At 63.1% G+C, this 25611-nt stretch carries 30 protein-coding genes; 16 read left to right on the forward strand and 14 right to left on the reverse strand.

Translation table 11 applies throughout. The annotated features are described in order from the left end of the window. Positions 1–20: 20 nt before the first annotated feature. From K3759_RS03160 to ubiA, 3 genes are read right to left on the reverse strand one after another with little or no spacing between them, the layout of a single operon-like run. Positions 21–344, reverse strand: a complete 324-nt coding sequence (locus tag K3759_RS03160) for a hypothetical protein (protein ID WP_007118939.1) — start codon at positions 342–344, stop codon at positions 21–23. After that, positions 331–2256 carry an OmpA family protein gene (locus K3759_RS03165; RefSeq protein WP_259984283.1) on the reverse strand — a complete coding sequence of 642 codons (1926 nt, stop codon included), beginning with the start codon at positions 2254–2256 and terminating at the stop codon, positions 331–333. Before K3759_RS03165 ends, K3759_RS03160 begins: the two co-directional genes overlap by 14 nt. Before the next feature lie 59 nt (positions 2257–2315). Beyond that, positions 2316–3290 carry a 4-hydroxybenzoate octaprenyltransferase gene (ubiA, locus tag K3759_RS03170; protein ID WP_243262299.1) on the reverse strand — a complete coding sequence of 325 codons (975 nt, stop codon included), beginning with the start codon at positions 3288–3290 and terminating at the stop codon, positions 2316–2318. 12 nt (positions 3291–3302) lie between these two features. Between ubiA and K3759_RS03175 the strand changes: the two genes are divergently transcribed. From K3759_RS03175 to K3759_RS03185, 3 genes are all read left to right on the forward strand, one after another. Next, positions 3303–4022, forward strand: coding sequence for a 16S rRNA (uracil(1498)-N(3))-methyltransferase (locus K3759_RS03175; protein ID WP_259984284.1), 720 nt, complete (start codon positions 3303–3305; stop codon positions 4020–4022). 16 nt (positions 4023–4038) lie between these two features. Beyond that, positions 4039–4569, forward strand: a complete 531-nt coding sequence (locus K3759_RS03180) for a hypothetical protein (protein WP_259984285.1) — start codon at positions 4039–4041, stop codon at positions 4567–4569. A gap of 96 nt (positions 4570–4665) precedes the next feature. Continuing rightward, positions 4666–6036, forward strand: coding sequence for a glutamate--cysteine ligase (locus K3759_RS03185; RefSeq protein WP_259984286.1), 1371 nt, complete (start codon positions 4666–4668; stop codon positions 6034–6036). A gap of 35 nt (positions 6037–6071) precedes the next feature. Here the strand turns inward: K3759_RS03185 and plsY are convergent, their stop codons facing one another. From plsY to K3759_RS03205, 4 genes are all read right to left on the reverse strand, one after another. Continuing rightward, positions 6072–6680 (reverse strand): glycerol-3-phosphate 1-O-acyltransferase PlsY, encoded by a 609-nt coding sequence (gene plsY / locus K3759_RS03190; protein ID WP_259984287.1) that lies wholly within the window; start codon positions 6678–6680, stop codon positions 6072–6074. Beyond that, positions 6680–7960: a dihydroorotase gene (gene pyrC / locus K3759_RS03195; RefSeq protein ID WP_259984288.1), complete on the reverse strand. Its 1281-nt coding sequence runs from the start codon at positions 7958–7960 to the stop codon at positions 6680–6682. The genes plsY and pyrC overlap by 1 nt, the downstream gene beginning before the upstream one ends. A gap of 264 nt (positions 7961–8224) precedes the next feature. After that, positions 8225–8758 carry a hypothetical protein gene (locus K3759_RS03200; protein WP_259984289.1) on the reverse strand — a complete coding sequence of 178 codons (534 nt, stop codon included), beginning with the start codon at positions 8756–8758 and terminating at the stop codon, positions 8225–8227. Between the two features lie 56 nt (positions 8759–8814). Then, complete coding sequence (locus K3759_RS03205) at positions 8815–9762, reverse strand: aspartate carbamoyltransferase catalytic subunit (RefSeq protein WP_067265620.1); 948 nt, start codon at positions 9760–9762, stop codon at positions 8815–8817. A gap of 108 nt (positions 9763–9870) precedes the next feature. On the opposite strand from K3759_RS03205, the gene K3759_RS03210 reads away from it, so the two are divergent. The 3 genes from K3759_RS03210 to moaB are packed head-to-tail and all read left to right on the forward strand — an operon-like array spanning position 9871 to position 11781. Continuing rightward, positions 9871–10635: a uracil-DNA glycosylase family protein gene (locus tag K3759_RS03210; protein WP_259984290.1), complete on the forward strand. Its 765-nt coding sequence runs from the start codon at positions 9871–9873 to the stop codon at positions 10633–10635. After that, positions 10628–11242, forward strand: coding sequence for a LysE family translocator (locus K3759_RS03215; RefSeq protein ID WP_259984291.1), 615 nt, complete (start codon positions 10628–10630; stop codon positions 11240–11242). The genes K3759_RS03210 and K3759_RS03215 overlap by 8 nt, the downstream gene beginning before the upstream one ends. Continuing rightward, positions 11239–11781, forward strand: coding sequence for a molybdenum cofactor biosynthesis protein B (gene moaB / locus K3759_RS03220; protein ID WP_259984292.1), 543 nt, complete (start codon positions 11239–11241; stop codon positions 11779–11781). The genes K3759_RS03215 and moaB overlap by 4 nt, the downstream gene beginning before the upstream one ends. A 9-nt stretch (positions 11782–11790) precedes the next feature. Here the strand turns inward: moaB and K3759_RS03225 are convergent, their stop codons facing one another. Next, positions 11791–12603 (reverse strand): protein-disulfide reductase DsbD domain-containing protein, encoded by an 813-nt coding sequence (locus K3759_RS03225; RefSeq protein WP_259984293.1) that lies wholly within the window; start codon positions 12601–12603, stop codon positions 11791–11793. 164 nt (positions 12604–12767) lie between these two features. Between K3759_RS03225 and K3759_RS03230 the strand changes: the two genes are divergently transcribed. Further along, positions 12768–13322 (forward strand): YqgE/AlgH family protein, encoded by a 555-nt coding sequence (locus K3759_RS03230; protein WP_259985548.1) that lies wholly within the window; start codon positions 12768–12770, stop codon positions 13320–13322. Here K3759_RS03230 and K3759_RS03235 read toward each other — a convergent pair. Beyond that, positions 13319–14260, reverse strand: a complete 942-nt coding sequence (locus K3759_RS03235) for an L-threonylcarbamoyladenylate synthase (RefSeq protein ID WP_259984294.1) — start codon at positions 14258–14260, stop codon at positions 13319–13321. The two genes, K3759_RS03230 and K3759_RS03235, sit on opposite strands and share 4 nt — an antisense overlap. 158 nt (positions 14261–14418) lie before the next feature. Between K3759_RS03235 and K3759_RS03240 the strand changes: the two genes are divergently transcribed. From K3759_RS03240 to K3759_RS03260, 5 genes are all read left to right on the forward strand, one after another. Beyond that, a complete protein-coding gene (locus tag K3759_RS03240) occupies positions 14419–16146 on the forward strand; it encodes an acyl-CoA dehydrogenase (protein WP_259984295.1) in 1728 nt (575 codons plus the stop codon). Then, positions 16146–17222 (forward strand): MBL fold metallo-hydrolase, encoded by a 1077-nt coding sequence (locus K3759_RS03245; protein ID WP_259984296.1) that lies wholly within the window; start codon positions 16146–16148, stop codon positions 17220–17222. Before K3759_RS03240 ends, K3759_RS03245 begins: the two co-directional genes overlap by 1 nt. Before the next feature lie 3 nt (positions 17223–17225). Next, complete coding sequence (locus tag K3759_RS03250) at positions 17226–17684, forward strand: DUF6173 family protein (protein WP_259984297.1); 459 nt, start codon at positions 17226–17228, stop codon at positions 17682–17684. 154 nt (positions 17685–17838) lie between these two features. Continuing rightward, the gene (locus K3759_RS03255; protein WP_259984298.1) at positions 17839–17973 is read left to right on the forward strand and encodes an aa3-type cytochrome c oxidase subunit IV; all 135 of its coding nucleotides are present in this window, start codon (positions 17839–17841) and stop codon (positions 17971–17973) included. A gap of 33 nt (positions 17974–18006) precedes the next feature. Next, the gene (locus K3759_RS03260; RefSeq protein WP_259984299.1) at positions 18007–18615 is read left to right on the forward strand and encodes a hypothetical protein; all 609 of its coding nucleotides are present in this window, start codon (positions 18007–18009) and stop codon (positions 18613–18615) included. Positions 18616–18624: 9 nt separating this feature from the next. Here the strand turns inward: K3759_RS03260 and K3759_RS03265 are convergent, their stop codons facing one another. Both K3759_RS03265 and K3759_RS03270 read right to left on the reverse strand, forming a co-directional pair. Continuing rightward, positions 18625–18951 carry an AzlD domain-containing protein gene (locus K3759_RS03265; protein ID WP_259985550.1) on the reverse strand — a complete coding sequence of 109 codons (327 nt, stop codon included), beginning with the start codon at positions 18949–18951 and terminating at the stop codon, positions 18625–18627. Continuing rightward, complete coding sequence (locus tag K3759_RS03270) at positions 18951–19673, reverse strand: AzlC family ABC transporter permease (protein ID WP_259984300.1); 723 nt, start codon at positions 19671–19673, stop codon at positions 18951–18953. The genes K3759_RS03265 and K3759_RS03270 overlap by 1 nt, the downstream gene beginning before the upstream one ends. Positions 19674–19728: 55 nt before the next feature. Between K3759_RS03270 and K3759_RS03275 the strand changes: the two genes are divergently transcribed. Genes K3759_RS03275 through K3759_RS03285 form a run of 3 tightly spaced genes read left to right on the forward strand, consistent with a single transcriptional unit; the run spans position 19729 to position 22980 of the window. Next, positions 19729–20613 (forward strand): formate dehydrogenase accessory sulfurtransferase FdhD, encoded by an 885-nt coding sequence (locus K3759_RS03275; RefSeq protein ID WP_259984301.1) that lies wholly within the window; start codon positions 19729–19731, stop codon positions 20611–20613. Positions 20614–20617: 4 nt separating this feature from the next. Then, positions 20618–21220 carry a molybdenum cofactor guanylyltransferase MobA gene (gene mobA, locus K3759_RS03280; protein ID WP_259984302.1) on the forward strand — a complete coding sequence of 201 codons (603 nt, stop codon included), beginning with the start codon at positions 20618–20620 and terminating at the stop codon, positions 21218–21220. Further along, positions 21217–22980, forward strand: coding sequence for a bifunctional molybdopterin-guanine dinucleotide biosynthesis adaptor protein MobB/molybdopterin molybdotransferase MoeA (locus K3759_RS03285; RefSeq protein ID WP_259984303.1), 1764 nt, complete (start codon positions 21217–21219; stop codon positions 22978–22980). The genes mobA and K3759_RS03285 overlap by 4 nt, the downstream gene beginning before the upstream one ends. A gap of 9 nt (positions 22981–22989) precedes the next feature. On the opposite strand, the gene K3759_RS03290 is transcribed toward K3759_RS03285, so the two are convergent. The 3 genes from K3759_RS03290 to K3759_RS03300 form a co-directional block, all read right to left on the reverse strand. After that, positions 22990–24057 carry a hypothetical protein gene (locus K3759_RS03290; RefSeq protein WP_259984304.1) on the reverse strand — a complete coding sequence of 356 codons (1068 nt, stop codon included), beginning with the start codon at positions 24055–24057 and terminating at the stop codon, positions 22990–22992. A 14-nt stretch (positions 24058–24071) separates the two neighbouring features. After that, a complete protein-coding gene (gene greA / locus K3759_RS03295) occupies positions 24072–24542 on the reverse strand; it encodes a transcription elongation factor GreA (protein WP_067624274.1) in 471 nt (156 codons plus the stop codon). Positions 24543–24684: 142 nt separating this feature from the next. Next, a complete protein-coding gene (locus K3759_RS03300; protein ID WP_259984305.1) occupies positions 24685–25065 on the reverse strand; it encodes a VOC family protein in 381 nt (126 codons plus the stop codon). Positions 25066–25150: 85 nt separating this feature from the next. Between K3759_RS03300 and soxR the strand changes: the two genes are divergently transcribed. Further along, positions 25151–25606: a redox-sensitive transcriptional activator SoxR gene (gene soxR, locus K3759_RS03305; protein WP_259984306.1), complete on the forward strand. Its 456-nt coding sequence runs from the start codon at positions 25151–25153 to the stop codon at positions 25604–25606. The last annotated feature ends 5 nt before the right edge of the window (positions 25607–25611 follow it).

Genomic DNA, 25611 nt, shown 5'->3' on the forward strand with positions numbered 1-25611 from the left:
CCCTCCGGCAGGGCGTGTGGTTAGGCTTTCTGACGCTCGATATAGGCGCGCATCTCTTCGGCCTCGTGGCGGGCGTCGCGCAGGCCGTCCATCGCGGCACGCAGCTCTGCCTCAGTCTGGGCAAGCTGGTTGGTCAGTTCGGCTTCGCGCTGTTGCAGATAGGTGATCGCCTGATCGCGGGTCTCCTCGGCCTCGTGCAGCTCTTGGCTCATCCGGTCAAGCTGGGCCACATCATCGGCGGCCACACGGGTGAAGCGGTTCAGCAGCCAGTTGGCGAACCATCCCATGCAGAAGGCCACGAAAAGAATGATGGCTGTTGCCAGGACAAACTCAGTTCTGCTCATCACCGCTGCCTTCTTCGGTTTCGTCGGATTCCCCGATCTCTTCTGCCGTGGTATCGCCCGTTTCTTCAGCAGATTCCAGCGCTGTTTCGTCTTCGGGGGTCTCAGCCTCGGGCCGGATCAGGCGGAATTCGATGCGGCGGTTGGCTTCGCGGCCCTCTTCGGTCTGGTTATCGGCGATGGGATTTTCCTCACCATAGCCTTTGGCTACGAAGGAAGAAGTCAGAACCCGGCGGGCGCGCAGTTCGTTTAGAACCGATTCCGCGCGGCTTTGCGAGAGTGACTGGTTCATCGATCCGCGGCCTTGACTGTCGGTGTAGCCTTGGATCTCCAGCGGAATGTCCCCGCAATGTTTCAGAACTTCGGCGATGTCATCCATCGTACCAAGTGCCGAGGCGTCAATCGTGGCGTTGCCCGGTTCAAAGGTAATCTTGCCGATCTTGAGGATTTCGCGGATCTCGGCTTCGCACTCCTCGGGGGTCGGCAGCCCGGCGATGGGATCGAGTTTTTCTTTATAGGTGATGTCGATGCTGTAATCGGCGCTTTCGCCCAGCTTGTCGGCCAGAAGGGAGGCAACGGTGGTGTTCGCCTCTTTGCTACCGGTGTCGCCGATCACTTCAAGCCGGTCGGGGGTGACCGTGACAGAGCCATTGGCGAGCGAGGCCATCGCCTCAAGCCCGGTCAAAACGCGGGTGGCCCAATCGGCGGGCAGGGTCTCATCCAGACGGGCGGCGGTGTAGACATTGGCCGACCCGAAATGCGATTTCGCATAGCTGTCCGCCAGATCGCGCAGCCCTTCGCTGGTAAGCCGTCCACGGAGTTGCACTTGCCCCTCGGGGGACAGGGTCGCGGTGAATTCAGGCGGGCCAGCGTCGGGGTCTTCGACCTTGGGCAATCTTGCGGTCAGGGCGAAAACGTCCGGAAGGGCATTTTCCAGCTCTCCCACCACGCGGTCGAAACTATCGGAATCGGTGCCCGGCGCCGCGAGCAAGGTGATGTCTGCGTCCGCGAAAGAGATGGAGCCTTGGCCCACACGGCTCAGCGCATCGATCGCCAGCGCCACGGCGCGGCCCCAGTTCGGGCTGGGCACACCCAGACCGATGGTGCAATTGGCGCTCTCAGGCGCGCCAGCGGCGATGCCCGCTTTGAGGATGCGGTTGGCGGCAGCATCGCTATCGGCAGAACAGGCATCGAAACGCGCGCCTTCTTCGTCGATCTCAAACCGCAAAGTGAAAGGCGTGATCACCGGGCGCGGTGCGGCGATGTCGAGACGCAGACGCAGGCTGGGTGGGGCCGCGCGCTGCAACTTGCGCTCCATCTGTGCTTTGGCGGCGGCGCTGTCGGCGATGGCGGTTATCGTCACGCGGCCTGCATCGACGGAAGCTTTGGCGCGGGGCAGGTCCGCCATGGCACGTACAGCAAAGTTCAATGCGTCTTCCCAGCCATCAGGTGCAGGATAGTCTGCGGATTCCAACAGATCGGTCACCGTGGCCTCACCCGCCATGTCGCCAAAGGCTTCGATCACCGCGTCGCGGTCGGTGCTGGTGGGGATCAGGCCGATGATCGAAATGCCCGCATCGTTGCGCAGCACTTCGGCAGAGAAACGCGGCGGGGCGATTCCGGATTGGGCTTCAACCTCCATCTCGTCGATCACACGGGCGGCGTCGACCACGGTTCCAGCAGTTGAGAGGGCGCGGAAGCGGACCGCTTCGGTCGGCGCGATCCCGGCGAGGGTGACCTGCAAACCGTCGGCCTGCACCTCGGCCCATGTCATGCCCTGATCGTCCAGCGCGTCACGCACACCGATTTCGGAAGTATCCTCGATCAGTTGCACCGAAAAGCTTGCCGCCACTAAAGAGACCACCGCTGCGGCTGCAAAGGTCAGGGCGATCATGAAAATGGCGGAGAGGCGCATGGGCGGCCTTCTGGTTGTTAAGCTCAAGACTTGATACGCGCGTCCTGCCGGGGGTGCAATCAGGCCAGAAGACTTGCTGCGAAAAACAACAGCGGGATCATGCCGGTATCACGGTTAGCGCGAAAGAGCTGCAAAAGCTTGGCGTTGTCCTTCGTATCCAGCCCCCGAAGCTGCCACGCCATATGCCAGCCCATCGCCCAAGGCCCGCCGAGGGCAATCGCCAGCGCCAGCACCGAAGCCTGCGGCAACCCGGCATAGATCACCGCGATCCCCATCAGCCCCACGGTCGCCATTAAGAAGCGTCGCAGCCATTGGCCCGAATTCTCACCAAAAAGCCGCGCGGTGGATTTCACCCCAATCAGCGCGTCATCCTCGGCGTCCTGATGGGCATAGATCGTGTCATAGAACAGCGTCCAAGCGATCCCTGCGAGGTAGAGCACCACGGCAGGCGCGTGCAGCGTGCCTGCGTGGGCTGTCCAAGCCAGCATCGCGCCCCAGTTGAAGGCCAGCCCCAGAAAGACCTGCGGCCACCATGTAAAGCGTTTTGCAAAGGGGTAGACCGCCACCGGCAGCAGCGCCAGAACGCCCATGGCGATGGCCGCTTGGTTAAACGTCAGCAGGATCAGCAGCGCCAGCAGCATCTGCAGCACCATCCACGCCAGCGCCTGTTTCACCGTGACCGCGCCCGAAGGAATAGGCCGCGAGCGGGTGCGCGCGACCTTGCCGTCGATGTTGCGGTCGGTGATGTCGTTCCACGTACAGCCTGCGCCGCGCATCAGAAACGCGCCGATGCCGCAGCCTGCGAAAATCCACAGATCCTCCCACCGTGGCAATTGGTCGAACAGGATCGCAAGGCTCAGCCCCCACCAGCAGGGCAACAACAACAGCCATGTGCCGATGGGCCGATCCGCGCGGCTCAGCCGCAGATAGGGCCGCAAGGCGCGGGGGGCATGGCGGTCGACCCAATTGTCGGCCACCGCATCGGCAACAGGCGCATCGGGCGTAGCATCTGGCGAAGGCGGCTGGTTGTGCATATATCTGGCCCTATGAACGCAAAAATCAGATTGTATGTAGATCAGCCCTTGGGGCAGGGGCAAACGGTTCCTTTGGCGCGTGAGCAGGCGCATTACCTCTTTGGGGTGATGCGGCTCTCGGTCGGGGCCGGGGTGCTTTTGTTCAACGGGCGCGATGGCGAATGGCTGGCGGAGGTCACCGAGGCGGGCAAACGCGGCGGGGTGCTGATCTGTGTTGAGCAGACCCGCCCCTTGCAGATGCCGCCTGACCTGTGGCTGCTCTTTGCCCCTATCAAAAAGACACGCACCGACTTTATTGTTGAAAAAGCCGCCGAGATGGGTGCGTCCCGCATTATGCCAGTGATGACAGAGTTTACCAACGCAGGCCGCGTGCAGCAGTCCCGTCTTCAAGCCCATGCGGTCGAGGCGGCAGAGCAATGCGGCGGCACCTATGTGCCGGAAGTGGCCGAGGCCGAGAAGCTGGGGCGGCTGCTGGACCAGTGGGACAGCACCCGGCAGATCATGTTCTGCGATGAGGCTCTGGTCGGAGAGAGCGGCGCGCTGCCTGTAGGCGCGCAGGGGCCTTGGGCCATCCTGATTGGCCCCGAAGGCGGCTTTTCCGAGAGCGAACGCAAACGGCTCCACTCATTCGATCACGCTCATGCCGTCACGCTAGGCCCGCGCATCCTGCGTGCCGATACGGCGGCGGTGGCTGCGATGACCATGTGGCAGCAGGCTTTGGGAGACTGGTGATGCAAAGGATGGCCCAATGAGTTTTCTGCGCCAAGGGGCCCGCGACCAGCTTTGGCGTTGGCGCGAAGCGATTGTCGGCAGCGTGCTGATGCTCTTGGGCCTCTGGCTGGTGGCCGGGCCGGGGTTTTTACTCGCGGTGCCGGGCTATGCGGCGCTTGCTGGGGGCGCGGCGCTGATCTGGCTTGGCGTGCAACGTGCCCGCTTTCGCGGTGAAGGTGACGGGGCGGGGGCCGTTCAGGTCGTCGAGGGGCAGATTACCTATTTCGGCCCGCTGACCGGGGGCACGGTTTCTCTGCGCGAACTGCAACGGCTGAGCCTCGACCGGCAGATGTTTCCAGCCCATTGGCGGCTTGAGCCGCGCGACGATGAGACGCCCCTGTTGATCCCGGTGAATGCTGCCGGATCCGAGGCGCTGTTTGACGCTTTTGCCGCCCTGCCGGGGCTGCGCACCGAGAGGATGCTCTTTGAGTTGCGCAAGACCCGTCATGACGCCGTTGTGATCTGGGAGCGCGCACCCCTGCGCCCGGCGCATGTCTTGCTGCATTGACAGCCCCGGCAATTCCGCCCATCCCTGCAAGACACGACGTCAAGTCGACAATTCAGAAGACACCCAAGACGACCCTTCAAAACGGAGCCCTCGCATATGTCCATTCCTCAATCCGGCGGCGGCCCGATCGAACATCATGACCAAATGGCGCAGTATCTGGCCGACGGCTGCAAGCCAAAAGAAGATTGGCGCATCGGCACAGAACACGAGAAATTCGGCTATTGCACCGATACCCTCAAGCCGTTGCCCTATGAGGGCGACCGCTCAATCCAGGTGATGCTGGAAGGGCTGCGCGACCGCCACGGCTGGGCGCCGGTCGAGGAGGGTGGCAAGCTTATCGGGCTGGAAAAAGAGGGTGCCAACATCAGTCTTGAGCCGGGCGGCCAGTTGGAGCTGTCAGGCGCGCCGGTCGAGACCATCCATGAGACATGTGATGAGGTGAACACCCATCTGCGCGAAGTGAAAGACGTGGCCGACGAGATCGGCGTGGGCTTTATCGGTCTAGGGGCAGCACCCGAATGGTCGCATGAGCAAATGGATTTGATGCCCAAGGGCCGCTACAAGTTGATGGACGGCTATATGCAAAAGGTCGGCACCATGGGTACCACCATGATGCGCCGCACTTGTACGGTTCAGGTGAACCTAGATTTCGCCACCGAGGCCGACATGGTGCAAAAGATGCGCGTGGCCGTGGCGATGCAGCCCATCGCCAACGCGCTATTCGCAAATTCACCCTTCCTTGATGGCAAGCCCAATGGTGTGAAATCCACCCGCGGGCTGGTGTGGCGCAATCTGGATGATGCCCGCACCGGGATGGTGCCTTTCGTCTTTGATGAAAGTTTCGGGTTCGAGGCTTGGGTGCAATATGCGCTCGATGTGCCGATGTATTTTGTCTACCGCGACGGTAAATATATCGACGCGCTTGGCCAGTCTTTCCGCGATTTCCTGAAAGGCGAACTGCCTGCGCTGCCCGGCGAAAAGCCAACGCTCAGCGATTGGGCCGATCATCTGACGACCCTTTTCCCCGAGGCGCGGGTAAAGAAGTTCATCGAGATGCGCGGGGCCGATGGTGGCCCTTGGCGGCGTCTTTGCGCGCTGCCCGCCTTCTGGGTAGGGCTGATGTATGACCAATCCGCGCTGGATGGCGCTTGGGATTTGGTCAAGGACTGGGATGCAGAGACGCGGGAAGAACTGCGCGTCGCCGCCTCGACCCATGGCCTTCAGGCCGAGGTTGGCGGGCTCAAGATGCATGATCTTGCGCGCGAGGCGGTGGCCCTGTCAGAGGCCGGTTTGAAATCCCGCGCGCGTCCCGGTGCCGGTGGTCTTGTGCCGGATGAAACGCATTTCCTCAACGCCCTGCGCGACAGTATCGAGACAGGCCGCGTGCCTGCAGATGATCTGCTGGCAGATTATCATGGGCCATGGAACGGCGACCTAAGCCGTATCTACGCCGAATATTCCTACTAAAGCATGAAGAGGCTGATGCCGCCTTCGGGGCGGTGTCAGCCTTTCTGACCGATCCGCGATTCCGTACCTGCACGGATGCGGCGGATGTTGTCGCGGTGCCGCCAGAAGATCAGCAGCGTCAGCGCGATCCCCAAGAGCAGCATTTCCCCGTAGCCGAGAAATACCAGCAAGAAGGTTGAGCTTGCCGCCGCAGCTAGCGCGGACAGGGAAGAAATGCGCGAGAGTGCCGCAGTGATCAACCAGACCGCACAGCATGTCAGCCCAACCGGCCAAGCCAGCGCCAGCATGATGCCTAGAAAAGTCGCCACTCCCTTGCCGCCGCGAAAGGCCAGCCAGATCGGGTAACAATGGCCGATCATCGCCCCAAGTGCCGCCGCCTGCGCCGCATCTTCGCCCGCAAAGGCCCGCGCCAGCAACACCGCCACGGCCCCCTTGGCCCCATCCAGCAACAGCGTCAGCGCCGCGGCCTTTTTGTTGCCGGTGCGCAGCACATTGGTCGCGCCGATGTTGCCCGACCCGATGCTGCGCAGATTGCCCAGCCCCATCATCCGGGCCAGCACCATACCAAAGGCGATGGAGCCGATGATATAGCCCGCCAACGCCCAGAAAAGGATCATCTCGATTGAAGTTTCGATAGGGGGCATCAATTCGCCTCGTAAACGCAGGAGCCTGCAACATAAGTTGCGACGACCTTACCCTGCATCCGCATCCCGTCAAAGGGCGTGTTTCTGGATTTTGACCGCAGCGTCGCGCGGTCCAGTACGAAGGGGGCGTCGGGGTTGAACAGCACCAGATCCGCAGGCGCACCCACCGCGATCCGCCCGCCGGGCAGCCCGAGGCGTTTGGCCGGGTTCAGCGACAGCGCGCGCCAAAGCGTGGGCAGATCCATCATCTCAGCATGGACCAGTCGCAGGGCAGCGGGCAGCAGCGTTTCCAATCCTACCGCGCCGCTGGCGGCTTCTTCGAAGGGCAGGCGTTTGCTTTCTTCATCCTGCGGGGTGTGCATGGAGCAGATGATGTCGATCAAGCCGCTTGCGACGGCCTCCACCACGGCAATGCGATCTTCTTCGTCCCGCAGCGGCGGTTTCACCTTAAAGAAGGTTCGATAATCGGCCACATCGAGCGCGTTGAGCGTGAGATGGTGGATGCCCACGCCCGCGGTGATGTCGAGCCCGTTGCGCTTGGCGCGCTCCAGCGCGGGCAGGGCGCGGGCGGTGGTGATCTGGTCTGCGTGATACCGCGCGCCGGTCATTTCGATCAAGGCAATGTCGCGGTCCAGCCCCATGCGTTCGGCCATGGGAGATACGGCAGGCAAACCGCGCAGCGAGGCGAATTTGCCGGAGGTGACGGCCGCCCCCTTGCTCAGCCCCGGATCCTGCGGGTGTGCGATGACCAGCGCGCCGAGGCTGCGGGCATAGGTCAGCGCGCGAGAGAAGACTTTGGTATCCGTCACCACGCGGTCGCAATCGGTAAAGGCGGCGGCACCGGCGTCCATTAGAAAGCCGATCTCGGTCATCTCGCGCCCTTCGCGGCCTTTGGTGAGCGCGGCCATCGGGACCACATTCACCGGGGCGGCCTCATTAGCGCGGCGGGTGACGAATTCGAGCGTTTCGGGGCTGTCGATGGCGGGGTCTGTATCAGGGCGCGTGACCATCGTGGTCACCCCGCCCGCCGCCGCGGCCAGCCCGGCAGAGCGGTAGCTTTCCTTGTGCCGCTCGCCCGGCTCACAAACCTTCACGCCGATATCGACGATGCCGGGGGCGAGGATATGACCGCCGCAGTCGATCACCTCTGCACCATCTACCGCGGTAACCCCGTGGTTCAAAATCTCGGCAATCACCCCATCGCGGACCAAAACAGCGGCTGGCTCAAGCGTGCCAGCTTCGGGGTCAAGAATGCGCAGGTTGGTGAAAAGCTGGGTCATGGGCGGGCCTTTGATACGAAAGCGGATGCGCCGCTGTCATGCCCCAAATCGCCCCCCGAACCAAGCAGATTTACGAAGCGGTTTTAACCCGGCCCGTCAGGCGGCTGGCCCTTACCCGCCAATCCAAATCATCAGCCCAACCACGCCAAAGGCAACCAGCAGGGCAACCATGGCGATACGGCCAGACATTTTTGGATCGTGTTCAGGTTCTTGCATGCGCCAGATGTACCCCGCTGGCACCAGAGGCGCCAGCGATTTTCGTCTTTAGGCTAGAAGCCACCAGATGATAATCAGGATCAAAGCAGCGACCCCGATGATTAACATTGTTTTGCCACCACCGCCCTTAGCAGGCTCGGGCGGTGAGACGCGAGGAATGCCGGTGTAGGGCTGGGCGGCCTCCGCTTCCATCGCTTGCACAGAGGTTTCAGGGCCGCTTTCGCTATAGGTCCCGATATGGGTCAGCGCCGGGATCGGGGTCAGATGCTGCGACTGCCCGGCGAAGGCGCGCGAGTAGACGATCAGCACCCAGCCGTCCAACGCGGCAAGCTTGCTGCGGTCTTTTTCAATCTGATCTGGATTTACGCCATTGCCGTCGCGCAGATAGCCCGCGAGCCCCAGTTGATCGAGGTCGGCCACCCGGAACACCTCGGTATAGGCCGCGTCGATCCGCTCGACCCCCAGTGCTGCCGCCTGCGCGGTCTCATCATCACGCATGGCCCGCGCCTCGTCATCAGAGAGCGAGAGAGTATAGACCCGGACCTTGCCAGCTTCTTGCGGGGCGACTTCTGTATGGGGCATGACGGCTTCCTTTGACTGTTCAGAGGAAAACGCCGCGCGGCCCTTTGGGGTTCCGGTCAGGCCGCGCCGGGCTGAGCGGCGATGTGGTTGCGCGCCAGCAGATCCATCGCGGCCATGCGCACGGCGACGCCCATTTCGACTTGATCTTGGATCACCGAGCGGTTGATGTCATCGGCCAGCGTGCCGTCAATCTCGACCCCGCGGTTCATCGGGCCGGGGTGCATGACGATGGCATCGGGGCTGGCATGGGCGAGCTTTTCGGCGTCCAGCCCGTAGCGGTGGTAGTACTCGCGCTCGGAGGGGATAAAGCCGCCGTCCATCCGCTCTTTCTGGAGGCGCAGCATCATCACCACGTCGACGCCTTCGAGGCCTTTTTTCATGTCGTCGAAAACTTCCACGCCGAATTGGTCGATCTGGCTCGGCATCAACGTTGGCGGGCCGACAAGGCGGATGCGGTTCTCCATCTTGCCCAGCAGCAGGATGTTCGACCGCGCCACGCGGCTGTGCGCGATGTCGCCGCAGATGGCGATGCTGAGGCGGTGCAGCCGCCCCTTGGCGCGGCGGATCGTCAACGCATCCAGCAGCGCCTGCGTGGGATGCTCATGCCGCCCGTCGCCCGCGTTGAGCACCGCGCAGTTCACCTTCTGCGCCAGCAGGTCCACCGCGCCCGACTGCGGGTGACGCACGACCAGCAAATCGGGGTGCATGGCATTGAGCGTCATTGCCGTGTCGATCAGCGTCTCGCCCTTTTTGATTGAGCTGGCCTGCATCGCCATGTTCATCACATCCGCGCCAAGACGCTTGCCCGCGATCTCGAAACTCGCCTGCGTGCGGGTGGAGTTTTCAAAGAACATGTTGATCTGCGTCAGCCCGCGCAGCGCGTCGGAATGCTTGTTCGGCTGGCGGTTGCGGTCGGCATAGGTGTCGGCCAGATCCAGAAGGGTGGTAATGTCGGACTGCGAGAGCTGCTCGATGCCAAGCAGGTGGCGATGGGCGAATGACATGGTGACGATCCCTTCTGCTGTTGCCGCCTTATAGGCGCGGGCGGGTTGGCAGGTAAAGCGCAGCGATAGGGCATTTCGCCCCCCGCGCGCAGAGCGTAAGCTGCGGCCATGGAATCATTCGATTATCATCACGCGGCTGAGATGCTGGCGTGGCAGGTTGAGCTTGGCGCGACCGAGGCGATTTGCGACGCGCCGGTCAACCGCTATGAGGTGCCCGCAAGCCCGCCCAAGGCCAGTGCCAAGCTCGGCAAAGGGCCGCAGCCTCTGCAAGCGGCAGAGACGCCCGACCCCGTAGCGCTGGCCCGCCGCGCTGCGCAGGGCGCGCAGACGTTGGACGAATTGCGCGCGGCGATCCAAGGGTTTGAAGCCTGCGAGCTGCACAGGGGCGCGCGCAATCTGGTGTTCTGCGATGGGGTGCCGGGCGCGCCGCTGATGATCTTAGGCGAGGCGCCCGACCGCGACGAAGACCGCGCGGGCAAGCCTTTCGTCGGGCGTACCGGTCAGATGCTCGACCGGATGCTGACGGCGATCGACATGGGGCGGGACCGCAACGTCTACCTATCGAATATCCTGCCATGGCGCACACCGCAGGGGCGCGACCCGAAGCCCGATGAGATTGCGATGATGCGGCCCTTTGTGCAGCGTCATATCGAATTGGCCAAGCCCAAGGTGCTGGTGCTGTTTGGCAATTGGTCCTGCCAGTCGCTGCTGGAGAAACGCAGCATCATGCGGCTGCGGGGCAATTGGACCAAGGCCGCTGATCTGTCCTGCATGCCAATGGTGCATCCCGCATACCTTCTGCGCAATCCCGAAGCCAAACGTGAAGCTTGGGCCGATCTGCTCAGCGTTCAGGCTAAGCTGCGCGATGGTTGATGCGCTGACCCTTCTAGCCTTCGTGCCCGCCGCCTTGGCGTTGAACCTCACGCCGGGGGCGGATATGATGTTCTGCCTTGGGCAGGGGCTGCGGTCAGGACCGCGTGCCGCGCTGGCGGCGAGTGCGGGGATTTCAGCGGGCGCTTTGGTGCATGTGACTCTGGCGGGGCTTGGTCTTGGGGCGCTGGTGGCGGCGCTGCCTTGGGCGCTTGATCTGATCCGCTGGCTCGGCGTGGCCTATCTGCTGTGGCTTGCGGTGCAAACGCTGCGGCAAGCCGGAAAACCGCGGGATACGACGCCTGGCATGGGCGGCTGGCGGGCGTTTAACACCGGGTTTATCGTCAATCTGACCAACCCCAAGGTGATCCTTTTCGTGCTGGCGTTCTTGCCGCAATTCGTGGTGCCCGACGCCGGGCCGGTCTTGGCGCAGTTCCTGACCTTCGGCGCGGTGCTGGCCTTGGGCGGCTTCGTCATCAACGGCGCGGTGGGTGTTTTCGCTGCCGGGATCGGGCGACGACTGGCCGGAGGCGGGCGTGTGCTCGGCTGGATCAGCAGCGGCATTTTCGTGGCACTGGCCGCGCGTTTGGCAATGATGGAGCGAACATGAGCAGGATCGATGACAGCCGAGATTTTATTCCCGTAAGAATCGCCGTGCTGACCGTCTCGGACAGCCGCAGCTTGGCCGAGGACCGTTCGGGTGATGTTTTGGTCGCGCGGATTGAAGCGGCGGGCCATGTGCTGGCGGCGCGCGAAATCGTGACCGACGACCGCCCCGCCATCGCGGCGCAATTGCGCGACTGGTGCGCGGACCCTGAAATCGATGTAGTGATCAGCACCGGCGGCACCGGCCTCACCGGGCGCGACGTGACCGTCGAGGCGCACCGGGATGTCTATGAGAAAGAGATTGATGCCTTCGGCACGGTCTTCACCATGATCTCTATGGAAAAAATTGGCACCAGCGCCGTGCAAAGCCGCGCGACGGGCGGTGTGGCGCAGGGGACGTATTTGTTCGCGCTGCCGGGCAGTCCGGGCGCCTGCAAAGACGCGTGGGACGGCATCCTGCTGAAGCAGTTGGACTACCGTCACATGCCCTGCAACTTCGTTGAGATCATGCCGCGGTTAGACGAGCATCAGCGCCGCAAGTAGCGCCGTAGGTCAGCCAGAGGTGCAGCCTGTGATCTCGACCGCGTGGTTCTTGCCGATCACCGTGATCCGAATGGCGGACCGGTCGAGCGCCAGCGCCGTGCCGTTCTCGGCGATCATCTCACCGCTGGCGACGAGCGTATTGCCCGACCGCTGGCTGATGGTTTCGCTCATCCACATGTTTGGATTACCGGGTTCGATCACCACGGTTTCTTTCCCTCCGGCAGAGGGCAGGGCAAGCCGGGTTACGATCTCCAGCCCCCGCGCTGTGGGGCGCAGGCTGCAATGGGCGCTTTTCAGACCGGCCTCGGCCCCCGAAAAGGGCCGCGCTGCAAAGGCGGCGGCGATGGCCGGGGTGGGTTTGCTGTCACGGGTGTCGAGCAGGGCGCGCAGGCGGATGGTTTGTGGCAGGCAGATGTCACTGCACACGCCAAGGTCGATGCTGGCGTCCAAGCTTACCGGGGCACCGGGGCGGCGCGGGGTGATGGTCAGCGGCAGGATTACTTCGCGCGCATAGCCGATGGAGTTCACACCGCCTTGGTCAAAGACCTTGGGCGCGGGCCATGTGATCTGCACGTCGTGCAGGTTGTCCGAGCCGGACCAGTCGAACTCTGGCGGGATGCCTGCGTCACCGGGGCTGCGCCAATAGGTCTTCCACCCCGGTGCCATGCGCAGCCGGATGGCCGCCACCCGCCGCCCGTCAGCCTGTTGCCAACCGGTGAGCAGATCACCCTGCAACGGCGTGCCGACACCGTCCTGTGCGGCGGCAGGCAGGGCAAGGGCAAGGCAGGACAGAAGGGCGGAGAAGAGGCGCGATATATTCATGCGGCCTTGATGCGGTATCCATCCGCGCCTGCCAAGTCACATTTGCATCATCCATGTTTCGCCGATGCGGCGGGCGGCGGGGCAGGTCTCTTGTTTTGTGGGGCGCGAGCGGCCATGTTCAAGGAAAGGTTACCTTTAGGAGGTGGGCGTTGACGGGTCAGACAATGGAACTGACGGGCAAGCTGCTGGTCGCGATGCCGGGCATGGGCGATCCACGTTTCGCCCATGCCGTGATCTATCTTTCGGCGCATTCTGAACAGGGCGCGATGGGGCTGATGGTTAATAAACCCGCCCCGGAATTGCGCCTGTCGGATGTGCTGGATCAACTGGTTGAAGACACGCCGCCGCAGGCCAAATCGCTGGCCGTGCATTTCGGCGGCCCGGTTGAGACGGGGCGCGGGTTTGTGCTGCATTCCGACGAATACCGCTCTGCCATTGAGACGCTGAGGGTGGGCGATGGCATCGCCCTCACTGCCACGCGCGACATTCTCGAAGACATCGCCACCGGCAAGGGGCCAGAGCGCGCGCAGTTGATGCTGGGCTATGCGGGCTGGGGGCCGGGGCAGCTGGAGGGCGAGATTGCGCAGAACGGCTGGCTGACCTGCGAAGCCTCGCCCGAGGTGATCTTTGACCTGCCGGATGCTGAGAAATGGGGCGCGGCGCTCAAAACGCTTGGCATCGACCCCTTGGGGCTCTCGGCCTCAGCCGGCCACGCCTAGCGCGGCGCGGCGGCGCGGGCCAGACGGTCGTTGATTGCCCGGCCCAACCCGTGGTTGGGGATCGGTGCCACGGCGATTTGCTGACCGGTCGCGTCAAGCTGGTGCAGATGGTCGAAAAGGTTCGCCGCCGCCTCGGTTAGATCGCCAGCAGGTGAGAGGTTGAGATCACAGATCATCGTCCCAAAGCCAAGCAACACTTCGCCCGGCCCGGCCGTTTCTGCATCCAACCGCACAGCCGCGCCGGGGGCGTAGTGGGAGGCCAACTGCCCCGGTGCGATGATTTCTGCCCCATCGACGATCTCTAGCGTTTGTCCGAGCGCCGCTTCAATCGCCTCACTCGGCAGACCACCTGCGCGGAGCAGGGTTGGGCGCGGGCCGGTCAGGCCGATGATCGTGCTTTCCAGACCCACGCTGCAAGCGCCGTCATCCAGCACCGCCGCGATCTTACCGTCGAGGCCCGCCAACACATGCGCGGCCGTGGTGGCGCTGATTTTGCCTGAGGGGTTGGCCGAGGGCGCGGCCACGGGACCGTCGAGCGCCTGCAACACCTGCCGCATCACAGGGTGGGCTGGCACGCGCACCGCGAGACTGGGCAGTCCTGCCGTAACTAATGACGACAGTCCGCTGTCGGGCCTCAGCGGCAAAACCAGCGTCAGGGCACCGGGCCAAAATGCCTGCGCCAGACAGTCGGCCTCGTCGGTCCATTGCACGTAGCGTTTTGCGGTCTCGGTATCCGGCAGGTGTACGATCAGCGGGTTGAAACTGGGTCGTCCCTTGGCCGCGTAGATCCCCGCGACGGCCTCACCATTGCGGGCATCCGCGCCAAGGCCATAGACCGTCTCTGTCGGCAGGGCGACGAGCGCGCCGTCTTGCAACAGGCGTGCCGCGCGGGCGATGCCTTGGGGCGTGGCGGTCAGCGTCTCGGTCGGTTGGGTCATCGGGTGTTTCGGCCTGTCGGATCGTGCAGCATCCCGTGACGCCGCGTTTGGGTTGCGGGGGGCGGCCGGGCATTTCATGCTGGCGGCAACATAAACCAGCCTTTATCAGGGCCATGTCAGGCTTGCCAGATCAAGCGCGCCTTTCAGGAGGATATGATATGCCGTACCGCGCCGCCGTGGATGACTACCGTTTTCTGATTGAGGACGTACTGGATTTCGCAACGCTCCGCAGCACCGACCGTTTCTCTGAAGCCAGCGAAGACGTCACCGGGGCGATCCTGTCCGAAGCTGGGCGGCTGTGCGATGATGTGCTGGCGCCGCTGCAACGGGGCGGGGATTTGCACCCTGCAAAGCTGGAAAACGGTATCGTGCGAACCTCTCCCGGGTTTGCCGAAGGTTTCGCCGCGATTGCAGAGGGCGGTTGGATCGGCATGTCGGCGGACCCTGAATACGGCGGCATGGGCCTGCCGATGACCCTGACCAGCGCGGTCAACGAGATGATGAGCGGTGCTTGCCTGTCTTTGCAGCTCGCCCCCTTGATGAGCCAAGGCCAGATCGAAGCTCTGGAGCATCATGCCTCGGACGCGATTAAGAATCTCTACCTGCCCAAGCTGATCAGCGGCGAGTGGACCGGTACGATGAATCTGACCGAGCCGCAGGCCGGGTCGGACGTCGGCGCGCTCAGCAGCCGGGCAGAGGATAATGGCGACGGGACCTATGCGGTCTCGGGCCAGAAAATTTATATCTCATGGGGCGATAATGATTTTGCGGGCAATGTCTGCCATCTGGTGCTGGCCCGCCTGCCGGGCGCACCTGCGGGCACCAAGGGGATCAGCCTCTTCCTCGTGCCGAAGTTCATTCCCGACGAGAATGGCGAGCCGGGTCAGCGCAATGGCGTCAGCGTTGTGAGCCTTGAGCACAAAATGGGCCTGCACGGCTCGCCCACCGCGGTGATGCAATATGACAAGGCCACCGGCTGGATGATTGGCCGCGAGGGCGGCGGCATGGCGGCGATGTTCACGATGATGAACAACGCCCGGCTTGGCGTGGGTGAGCAAGGCATCGGCACGGCGGAAGGGGCCTATCAACTGGCGCTGGACTATGCGTTGGAGCGCAAGCAGGGCCGGTCGCCTGTTGAGGGTGGCACCGGGACCATTGTGGACCATGCCGATGTGCGCCGGATGCTGCTGAGCATGAAGGCCGACATTTTCGCAGCCCGCGCCATTGCGCTGAGCTGTGCCTATGCCAGCGATATGGCACGCGTCGGGCAGGGCGACGAATGGGCGGCGCGGGCGGCGTTCCTCACGCCGATCACCAAGGCTTTTGGCACCGATGTGGGCATGAGCGTTGCCGAGATGGGCGTGCAGGTGCACGGCGGCATGGGCTTTATCGAAGAAACCGGCGCGGCGCAGTTCAGCCGCGATGTGCGCGTCACGGCGATCTACGAGGGCACCAACGGCATTCAGGCGATGGACCTTGTGGGCCGCAAGATGATGGACGGCGGGGAGGCGGCGAACCGGCTGTTGGATGAGATCGAAGCCGATGCCGAAACCGCACGCGACCCGTTCCCGCGCATGGCCGATGCCGTCTGGCAGGCCAGCGAAACCCTGCGCGAGGCGACCGAGTGGGTCACCGCGCAAAAGGACATGAATGAGCGTTTCGCCGGTGCCGTGCCCTACCTGCGCGCCTTTGCCCGCGTGCTGGGTGGGCACTTGCATCTGCAAGCCGCGATGGCCGAGAAAGCCGCAGGCGGCAGCGGCGCGCGTGAGAAACTGGCACGGTTCTATATCCAACGTCTCTTGCCCGAGCATCAGGGCCTACTGGTCCATGCGCAGGCGGGGGCAGAGGACCTCTATGCGCTTGATGTCGAAGACCTAAGAAGTTGATGACAGAGCAGGCCACCCTCTCCGCCGCCACGCCGAAACCGCCCAAGGGGCTGCGCTATCCTTGGGAGGTGCCGCCCGCCGAGGGGGAGGCAATCGAGGTGGCGCCGGGGGTGCTTTGGTTCCGCTTGCCGCTGCCGATGAAGCTGGATCACGTCAACGTCTACGCATTGGACGAGGGCGATAGCTGGACGGTAGTCGACACGGGCTTTGCCTCACGCCGGAGCAAGGAGCTTTGGCGTGGGTTGATGGCAGGCCCACTGGGTGGCAAGCCTATTTCCCGTGTGATCGTGACCCATCATCACCCAGATCACGTGGGCCTTGCGGGCTGGCTGCAAAGCGAATTCGGTGCGGAACTGGTCACCACCCGCACCGCGTGGCTGACCGCGCGGATGCTGACGTTGGATGTTCAAGAGGTGCCGGTTGCCGAATCCCTGTCGTTTTATCGTAAATCGGGCATGGCGGCTGAGCTCTATGACAAACGCGCCAGCGAACGGCCGTTCAATTTCTCGGATGTGGTGGCGCCTTTGCCACTGGGCTTTACCCGGATCCGTCAAGGTGACGTGATCCGCATGGGCGGGCGTGAATGGGATGTGCATATCGGCAATGGCCATGCACCCGAGCATGCCACCTTCTGGAGCCGGGATGACAATTTGGTGATTGCGGGCGATCAAATCCTGCCCTCCATCAGCCCCAATATTGGCGTCTATCCAACCGAGCCCATGGCCGACCCGATCGGCGAATGGCTGGAGGCCTGCGAGCGTTTCGTGCCTTTGACGCGGGAAGATCATCTGGTGTTGGGCGGGCATAAACTGCCCTTCACCGGCCTGCCCACGCGGCTTAAACAGTTGATCGAAAACCACCACAGCGCCCTTCGCCGTCTCTTGGCCTATATCGACATGCCAAAATCGGCCTCGGAATGTTTCGCGCCTCTGTTCAAACGCAACATCGGAGAGGCGGAATATGGCCTTGCTCTGGTTGAAGCCGTCGCCCATCTGAGCCACCTTTACCAAGCCGGAGAGGCTACGCGCGTGCTGCGCGCGGCGGATGGCGCATGGGTGTATCAGCGCAGGGGGTGAGCGATGGGCGATGAGGTAAAGACAGCAGCCGAGGCCTATGAGGATGCGGCATTACCGCGCATGCATGAGGTGCACACCGGCGCGGACCAGCCCAAATCAGGCGATCAGCCGCTGCCCAAATCGGTCACGGACAAGCCGGTCAAGCAGAAGTCTCCGGCGCAATGGGCCTATGAGCGGGTGGTGCTTTACCTCAAGAACTTCGAGGAAAAGCTCGACAATGACCATGAGGCGGCCATCGGCTTTGCCGGGGGCGATGCAGGCGTGCTGCGAATTGAAGGCATGGGGTACTTCGATCCAGATATCATTACATTCTACGGTGTCGATCCGGCGGGGGCGCGGGCGCAATTGGTGCAGCATGTTGCGCAGTTGAACGTGATGCTGCGGGCCTTGCCAAAGAAGGTGCCCGATGCCGCACCGCAGAGAATTGGGTTTCGATTGGTCGCCGATCTGGAGGAAACTTGATCTAAAGAATCTCTAACGTGCACGCAACCGTAAGATTCCCCTATAGCGCGCAGTTTCCCGTATTGCTAGTATGGTATTCTGATTATCTTCCCCTCGTGACAGGGTGATGCGAATAGGTTAATCAGCGCCAACAACTTGTCTTAGGGAGACGAAAATGGCTGAACATGAACACGGTAGCATGAATTACGATGCCCAAGAAAAGACCTTTGACGGGTTCATGACCTTCGTGACACGCAGCGTCGTTGTCATTCTTGCGATCTTGGTTCTTCTGGCGATCTTTGCCGGTTAATCGCTTCTCACCCTTGCTCAAGAGGATAGGCTTTTGAAATCTCTCTTGGCGACACTCGCGCTGGTGAGCGTATTGGCTGGCTGTTCGGCGGATCAAAGCCCCGATAGCCCGCCCGACGTCGTGGCGCGTGCGGCCTATCGCTCACCCGAGCCGCCGTCCCTCACGTTGATGACCATGGTGAACAACCGCACCGGAAGTGGCGGCCATAGCGCGCTGATGGTGAGCGGGTCTCAACGTGTGATCTTTGATCCCGCGGGATCGTTCCGGGACGGGCGTCTGCCTGAGCGGGGCGATGTGCTCTACGGTGTAACGCCGGGCTGGTTGCAGGCCTATAAATCGGCCCATGCCCGCAGCACCTTTCACGTGGTCAGTCAGGAAATTCCCGTCAGCCCCGAAGTGGCCGAGCGGGCGCTTCAGCTGGTGACATCCAACGGGGCGGTGCCCGGCGCCTTTTGCGCCAATGCCACCAGCGGTATTCTCAGTCAGATTTCCGGTTTCCAGAACGTCGGCTCGACCTTCTATCCCGTCAAACTGCAAGAGCGGTTTGAGACCTTGCCGGGCGTGACCACAACGAAATACTACGAAGATGATGAGGGCGACGTGATCGACGCCCTGCATGCGGCGCAACTGGCCCGCCAGTAGCGCCCGCGCTTACCCCACCAGATAGATCATCCCATAGAGCGCTGCGGCCCCTGACAGGATCGCGGCGAGCACGTTTTTGGTCGCCAGCCCCACACCCAGCGTAACCACCGCCGCAGTCACACGCGGCAGGTCAAACTGCCCGTCCGTGCCCGAGGGCCAAAGCACCTGCGGTGCCACCAGCGCGGGCAGGATCGCCACGGCGGTATAGCGCAGGTGCCGCAACAGCCACGCGGGCATCTGCTTGTTGCCCACGAGCCCGGTAAAGACAAAGCGCAGGAAAAAGCTGCCCAGCCCGAGGCCGATAATCACGACCCAGAGTGCGGTTCTATCGATCATCATGCCATGCTCCCCGGTTTGCGCCGTTCCATCCACGCTTCGACCTGCGCGCCGGTGATCATGCCCGCAAGCCCCGCGATGATCAGCCCAAGCGCATAGGGCACCTCGACAGCAAAGAGGCTCACGATCACCGCAACCAGTGCCGCTGCCACATGGGCCAGCGTGCGGAACATCGGCGCGATCATGGCCAGAAAGGTGATCGGGATGGCAAAGTCCAGTGCCCAGCTGTCAGGCACGCTGGAGCCGACCATCGCGCCGATCAGCGTGAAGATATACCAAAGCGGCACCACCGGCGTCACGGTCCCAAAGAAATAGGCCATGCGCTGCGGCACCGTCATCTGCGGTTCCCGCTCATACTGGGTCATCGCCGCGACATAGGATTGATCCACCGTCATATAGGCCGCCAGTGCCCGCTGCCAGACCGGCGCGCCTCCGATCCACGGGGTAAGAGAGGCCGAATACATCGCCATCCGCAGGTTTACCGCCAGCGCCGAGGCGAGCACGATGGCCGTAGGTACATCCTCTTGCAGCAGCTGCAGGGCCGTAAACTGCGCGGCCCCCGCGATCACCACAATGGAGAAGGTCAGTGTTTCAAAGACGTTCAACCCGGCTTCGGTGGCCAGAAGGCCAAAGAGCGAGGCGAAGGGGATAATCACGAGCACAAAGGGCAATGCGTCAACGATACCTTTGCGATAGGCGGATTTGGTGGTGGTGATGGCCATGACGAACTCTTAAATATAATGTCAAAGGCTTAGACCTAACCGGAAGGGGATACAATTGGCCCGAGACAATGAACTTAGCAATTATCTGATCGCCCCCGATCCCACTGCTGTTCGACTGACGCGGAATGTCTCTGGCGTGGATCACACCGGCGCGGAGGTGGCGATCAATGTGGTCGAAGAACGCCCCCTGACGATATTCCTCAACCGACAGGAGATCGTGACCGCGATGACCATAGGCGACTATCCGGCCTATCTGGCGCTCGGCTTTCTGCGCAATCAGGGGATGTTGCGCTCGGACGAGGAGATCACCGGCGTCGACTATGACGAAGAGCTTGAGACCGTCGTCGTCCGCACCAAACGCGCGACCGACTACGAAGACAAGATGCAGCGCAAGACCCGCACCAGCGGCTGCGCGGTGGGCACCGTTTTTGGTGATATGATGGAGGGGCTGGCCGATGTGCGTCTGCCCGAAGTGCCGGTGCGCACCTCGGACCTCTATGCGCTGGCGGCCAAGATCAACCGCACGCCGAGCCTTTATCTTGAAGCTGGCGCGATCCACGGCACCGTGCTGTGCCAAGGCGACCGGCCACTCGTTTATATGGAAGACGTGGGCCGCCACAATGCGGTCGACAAGATCGCCGGTTGGATGCTCTCCGAAGGCGTGGGGGCCGAAGATAAGGTGCTCTATACCACCGGGCGGCTGACCTCTGAGATGGTGATCAAGACGGCGATGATGGGCATTCCGGTGCTGGCGTCCCGCTCGGGTTTCACCGCTTGGGGGGTGGAGATCGCGCAGCAGGTGAACCTCACGCTGATCGGTCGGATGCGCGGGCAGCGATTTACCTGTCTGGCGGGCGAGGGTCGGTTGATCCGCGACGCGGATCCGTCCACCGTGGCCGACGAGCCGCGCAAAAGCGGGCGTAAGGCCGCAAAGGAATAAAATGATGAAACAACCACTTGGTGTCATTTTGGCGGGCGGGCAGGCGACCCGTATGGGCGGTGGCGACAAGGGCCTGCTGCCACTTGGGCAAGGTACGTTGCTGTCGTCGGTAATCGACCGGCTAGAGCCGCAGGTGGCAGGGCTGGCGCTCAACGCCAATGGCGATGCTGCGCGGTTTGCGGATCTGGGCCTGCCGGTGCTGGCGGACAGTATCGAAGGGTTCGCCGGGCCGCTCGCAGGCGTGCTTGCCGGGTTGGATTGGGCGGCGGAGCAGGGGGCGGAGACGATTGTCACCGCGGCTGCCGACACGCCTTTCTTCCCCTGCGATTTGGTGCCGCGTCTGTTGCTCGCCGCTGATGGCATGACCCACCCGCTCGCCTTGGCTGCGACCCCAGACGCCAAACGCGGCACGGCGCGGCATCCGACCTTTGGCCTCTGGCCCGTGGCGCTGCGCGACGATCTGCGCAGCGCTTTGGCGGTTGGGCTGCGTAAGGTGGTGCTCTGGACCGAGAAACACGACGGGCGCGAAGCGCTCTTCCCCGATGAGGCGGCATTCTTCAACGTGAACACGCCCGAGGATTTGGCGACAGCAGAGGCGATGGCATGAGGGTTTACGGCGTCGTCGGCTGGAAGAATGCAGGCAAGACCGGATTGATGGAGCGGCTGGTGGCCGAAATCACGGGCCGGGGGTTCACCGTCTCCACCGTCAAACATGCCCATCACACCTTCGACGTGGATCACCCTGGCAAGGACAGCCACCGCCACCGCATCGCAGGCGCACGCGAGGTGCTGCTGGCCTCTGGCGCGCGATTTGCCCTGATGCACGAGTTGCGCGGCGCAGAGGAGCCACATCTGAAGGCTCAGCTCGCGCGGCTCTCGCCCGTCGATCTGGTGTTGATCGAGGGCTACAAACGCGACAGCCACCCCAAAGTCGAAGCGCATCGGGCGGAGACCGGAAACGCCCTGATCGCGCCGGATGACCCCACGGTGCGCGCCGTGGCCAGTGATGTGGTGCTGGAGTTGGATCGGCCTGTGTTTGATCTAAACGACACCAAGGCGATTGCTGATTTCATCCTGCGCGAAGTGGGTCTGATCGCGGCCCCTGCAAAGCCCGTCACGGCCTCGCCGCCACCGCTGCGCAACGATTGTTTCGCCCTGCCGCCCGGTGTGCATTGGACCCCGGTGAACGAAGCGCTGGCGTTGTTGAAAGAGCGCCTCAACCCGGTGACGGGGGCGGAAACCCTTCCTGCTGCCGATGCCGGGGGGCGCATTTTGGCGCAGGACGTCACCGCAATCCGCGCCAATCCACCGTTGCCCAATACGGCGGTCGATGGCTACGGCTTTGCCGGGGGGCGTGGGGAAGGGCTGCACGAGCTGCCGCTCATGCCGGGGCGTGCGGCGGCGGGGGATCGTCCGGGGGCCGTCCCTGCGGGGCAGGCGATCCGCGTGTTGACCGGTGCGGCGCTGCCCGAGGGGGTCGATACCGTGATCCTGCAAGAGGACGTGACCGCCGAGAGCGGCGTGTTGCGGTTCAACGGGCCGGTAAAGCAGGGGGCCAACACCCGCAAAGCTGGGGAGGACGTGCAGGCGGGCGATGTGATCCTTGCGGGGGGCAGGCGCGTTGGTCCGGCGGAATTGGCAGTGCTGGCGGCAGCGGGCGTGGCGGAGGTGAGCCTGCGCAAGCGGTTGAAGGTGGGGGTACTCTCTACCGGCGACGAGTTGGTCGAGATGGGCGAGACGGCCCGCGAGGGTCAGATTTACGACGCCAATCGTCCGATGCTGCTGCAACTCGCGGCGGAGTTCGGTCATGAGGCGGTCGATCTGGGCCGTGTGGCCGATGACAGCGCCGCGCTGCGCGCAAGGCTCGACGCAGCCGCAGAGCAGGTCGATGTGATCCTCACCAGCGGCGGTGCTTCGGCGGGGGACGAAGACCACGTCTCCGCCCTGCTGACCGAAGCGGGGGCAATGCAGCTTTGGCGGATCGCGGTGAAACCGGGGCGGCCCTTGGCGCTTGGGATGTGGCAGGGCGTGCCGGTCTTCGGGCTGCCGGGCAACCCGGTGGCGGCGATGGTCTGTTCGTTGATTTTCGCGCGGCCCGCCATGGCGCTGCTCGCCGGGGGCGGCTGGCAGGAACCTCAGGGTTTTGATGTGCCTGCGGCGTTTGAGAAGCGCAAAAAGGCCGGGCGGCGGGAATACCTGCGCGCCCGGATGCGCGATGGCCGGGCCGAGGTTTTTGCCTCAGAAGGATCGGGCCGGATCAGCGGGCTAAGCTGGGCCGAAGGGTTGGTCGAATTGGACGAAGCCGCCCGCGACATCAAGCCGGGCGACACCGTGCGCTTTATCCCCTACGGCAGCTTTACCAGCTAAAACCCCGCGTCAGTCGAAGGTGCCCGCACAGCGGCCCAGTAGCATAAAGGCGCGGGCAGTGCGGGTGTCAGCCAGCGATGAGATTTCCTCATCCGTTGCCTGTTTCTCGAACTCGGCAAAGGTCCGGTCAAACCGGCGCAGGAAGTGATGCGCCGCATCGCGAAAGATCGGGTCTTGTCGCATACGCGCATTGGCCAGCGCCAGTGAGGAGCGATCCCGAATGCCGCCCAAAGGCGCAATCGTGCGGCCCCGCGCACCGCTGGCGAATTGCCGCCAGACCTCGGGGCGCGCGCGGTCGGGGCGCAGGTCGTCCATATAGATGCCGTCTTGGCTGAGCAGGGTCAGCACGTCCTGCGCGGCCTGCACCAGCTGCGCGGCGGAGCGGTCCTTCAGCGCACGGCGCAGCGCGTCGAACCCGGCCTGATCTTCCGCCGTTTCGGGGAAGTTAAGCGCGCGGGTGAAATCCTCGGCAGAGAGTGGCTGCGCACTGTCGCCCGCCTGCGTGCCAAGCGCCAGTGTGGGCTGGTCTTCAGCAGCGGGCGGTGTCGGCGCGGCGGCTGGGGTGACGGGGCGCATGGACTCGTCGCGGCCCTGCAGTCCGGCCAGCGCGATCTCGGTCTTGCGGGCGCTGGCAGCAAGTTCGTCCAGCTTGCGTGCGATGCTGCCTTCGCCTGCCGGTTTGTTGCCCTGCTGTTGCGAGATGTAGGAATGCCGGATCGCGTCGATCGCGGCTTGTAGGCGTTGGCTTTCCTCGCGCATGACCCGCCCTGCGCGGGCGGCTGTGGCCCCGACCCAGATCATCGCGACCGGCATGATCACCACCAGCAGGATCAACGGCCCGCGCAGCCCACCGTCATTGGCACCTTCCGGCACCTCGGCGGCGATGAAGGTGAAATAGACCGCCGTGCCAAGCAGCCAAAGCGCCGAGAGCGCCCCCGCGATGATCTCAATCTCGGTGATGCTATTGGCTCTGGGACGGTCATAAACGCCTAATGGCGCGGGCCGTGCGGCGCCATTCCCGCCACGCGGGGCGCGGGGGGCTTGGTCTTGGGGTGCGGAAGCGTCGGGCTCTGCCATGTCAGCCTTCCCGTTCAAGCGTAGACGATCTTGAGAACCTCATAGGACTTTTGCCCCCCGGGGGTGCGAACCTCGACGGAATCGCCTTCGTCCTTACCGATCAACGCGCGTGCGATGGGCGACTTGATGTTCAGCAAGCCCTTTTCGATATTGGCCTCATATTCACCAACGATTTGATAGGTCTTCTCTTCGTCGGTGTCCTCGTCCACCAGCGTTACCGTGGCCCCGAATTTGATCGACCCCGACAGTTTCTTGGGGTCAATCACATCCGCGAGCGAGATCACGCCCTCAAGCTCTTTGATGCGGCCTTCGATGAAAGACTGCTTTTCCTTGGCAGAATGATACTCGGCATTTTCCGACAGGTCACCATGTTCGCGCGCTTCGGCGATGGCCTTGATGATGGCGGGCCGTTCAACCGACTTGAGCTGCTTGAGTTCGACTTCGAGCGCGGTGTGACCATCGCGGGTCATCGGGATCTTTTCCATGGCGGTATGCCTACATAATGAGGGCCGCACCCGGGTTTTCGCCGGGGGGCGGCCAATTGCGTGTCAACTTGGGGGTTACCTGACCCAAACTGCCCGCCAATTGCAAGAGCTTAACGGTCCTGAGATCGGCGGTTGAATGCCGTCAATCGTATTGCACGACCTCATATTCGATCCCGTCCGCATCGTGGAAGTAGAAGCGCCGTCCGGGCTCATAATCGGCGTGATTGCCGGTGGTGAACCCCTGCGCCAGCACTGCTTTTTCAGTCGCGTCCAAGTCATCCACCACGACTGCAATATGATTGAGCGCGCCTATCGTCTCGTAGCTGGTGTTCATCAGAGTGCCCGCCTTGCCGGGATTGTAGAGCGCGACGTAATGCGCCTCGGTGCCGACATGTTTGGTATGGCCCCCGGCCATGGCGTCGCCCTCCCATCTCAGGTGCCAGCCAAAGACCTCGCGCATCCAATTGGCGGTGGCGGCGGGGTCAGAGACGGTGAAATTGGCATGTTCAAGTTGCGCGGGCATGGCGTTTATCCTTTTTGTGATCGCTTGTGCCATCTGAGCGTAATTGTTAAACCTAACTTTAGGTCAAGGGAATTGTGGGGGCGAAATGGCGGTAATTGAGGGGCTGTCGATCGGGGCTTTGGCAAAGCGCACCGGGCTCGCCGTTTCGGCCATTCGCTACTATGAGGCGCAGGGGCTGATCGCGCCATGGCGCAATGCGGGCGGGCAGCGGCGGTTTGATCGGGCCGATCTGCGGCGGCTGAGCTTCGTCATGATCGCCCAGCAATTCGGCTTCACCCTGCCCCAAATCAAGGCTGAGTTGGACCGCTTGCCGGGCGGGCGCACGCCAACAAAGGCCGATTGGACCCGCATTTCCGAGGGGTTCCGCGCTGCACTCGACGCGCGGATCGCCACTCTGACCAAACTGCGTGATAGCCTTGACGGCTGTATCGGCTGCGGCTGCCTGAGCTTAGAGGCCTGCGCGCTTTACAATCCGGTCGACCGCGCAGGTGAAAAAGGCCCCGGACCGCGCTATCTGATGGGGGACGAACCGGCGACCTGATGGGT

Source organism: Sulfitobacter sp. W027 (assembly GCF_025143985.1).
Taxonomy (GTDB): Bacteria; Pseudomonadota; Alphaproteobacteria; order Rhodobacterales; family Rhodobacteraceae; genus Sulfitobacter.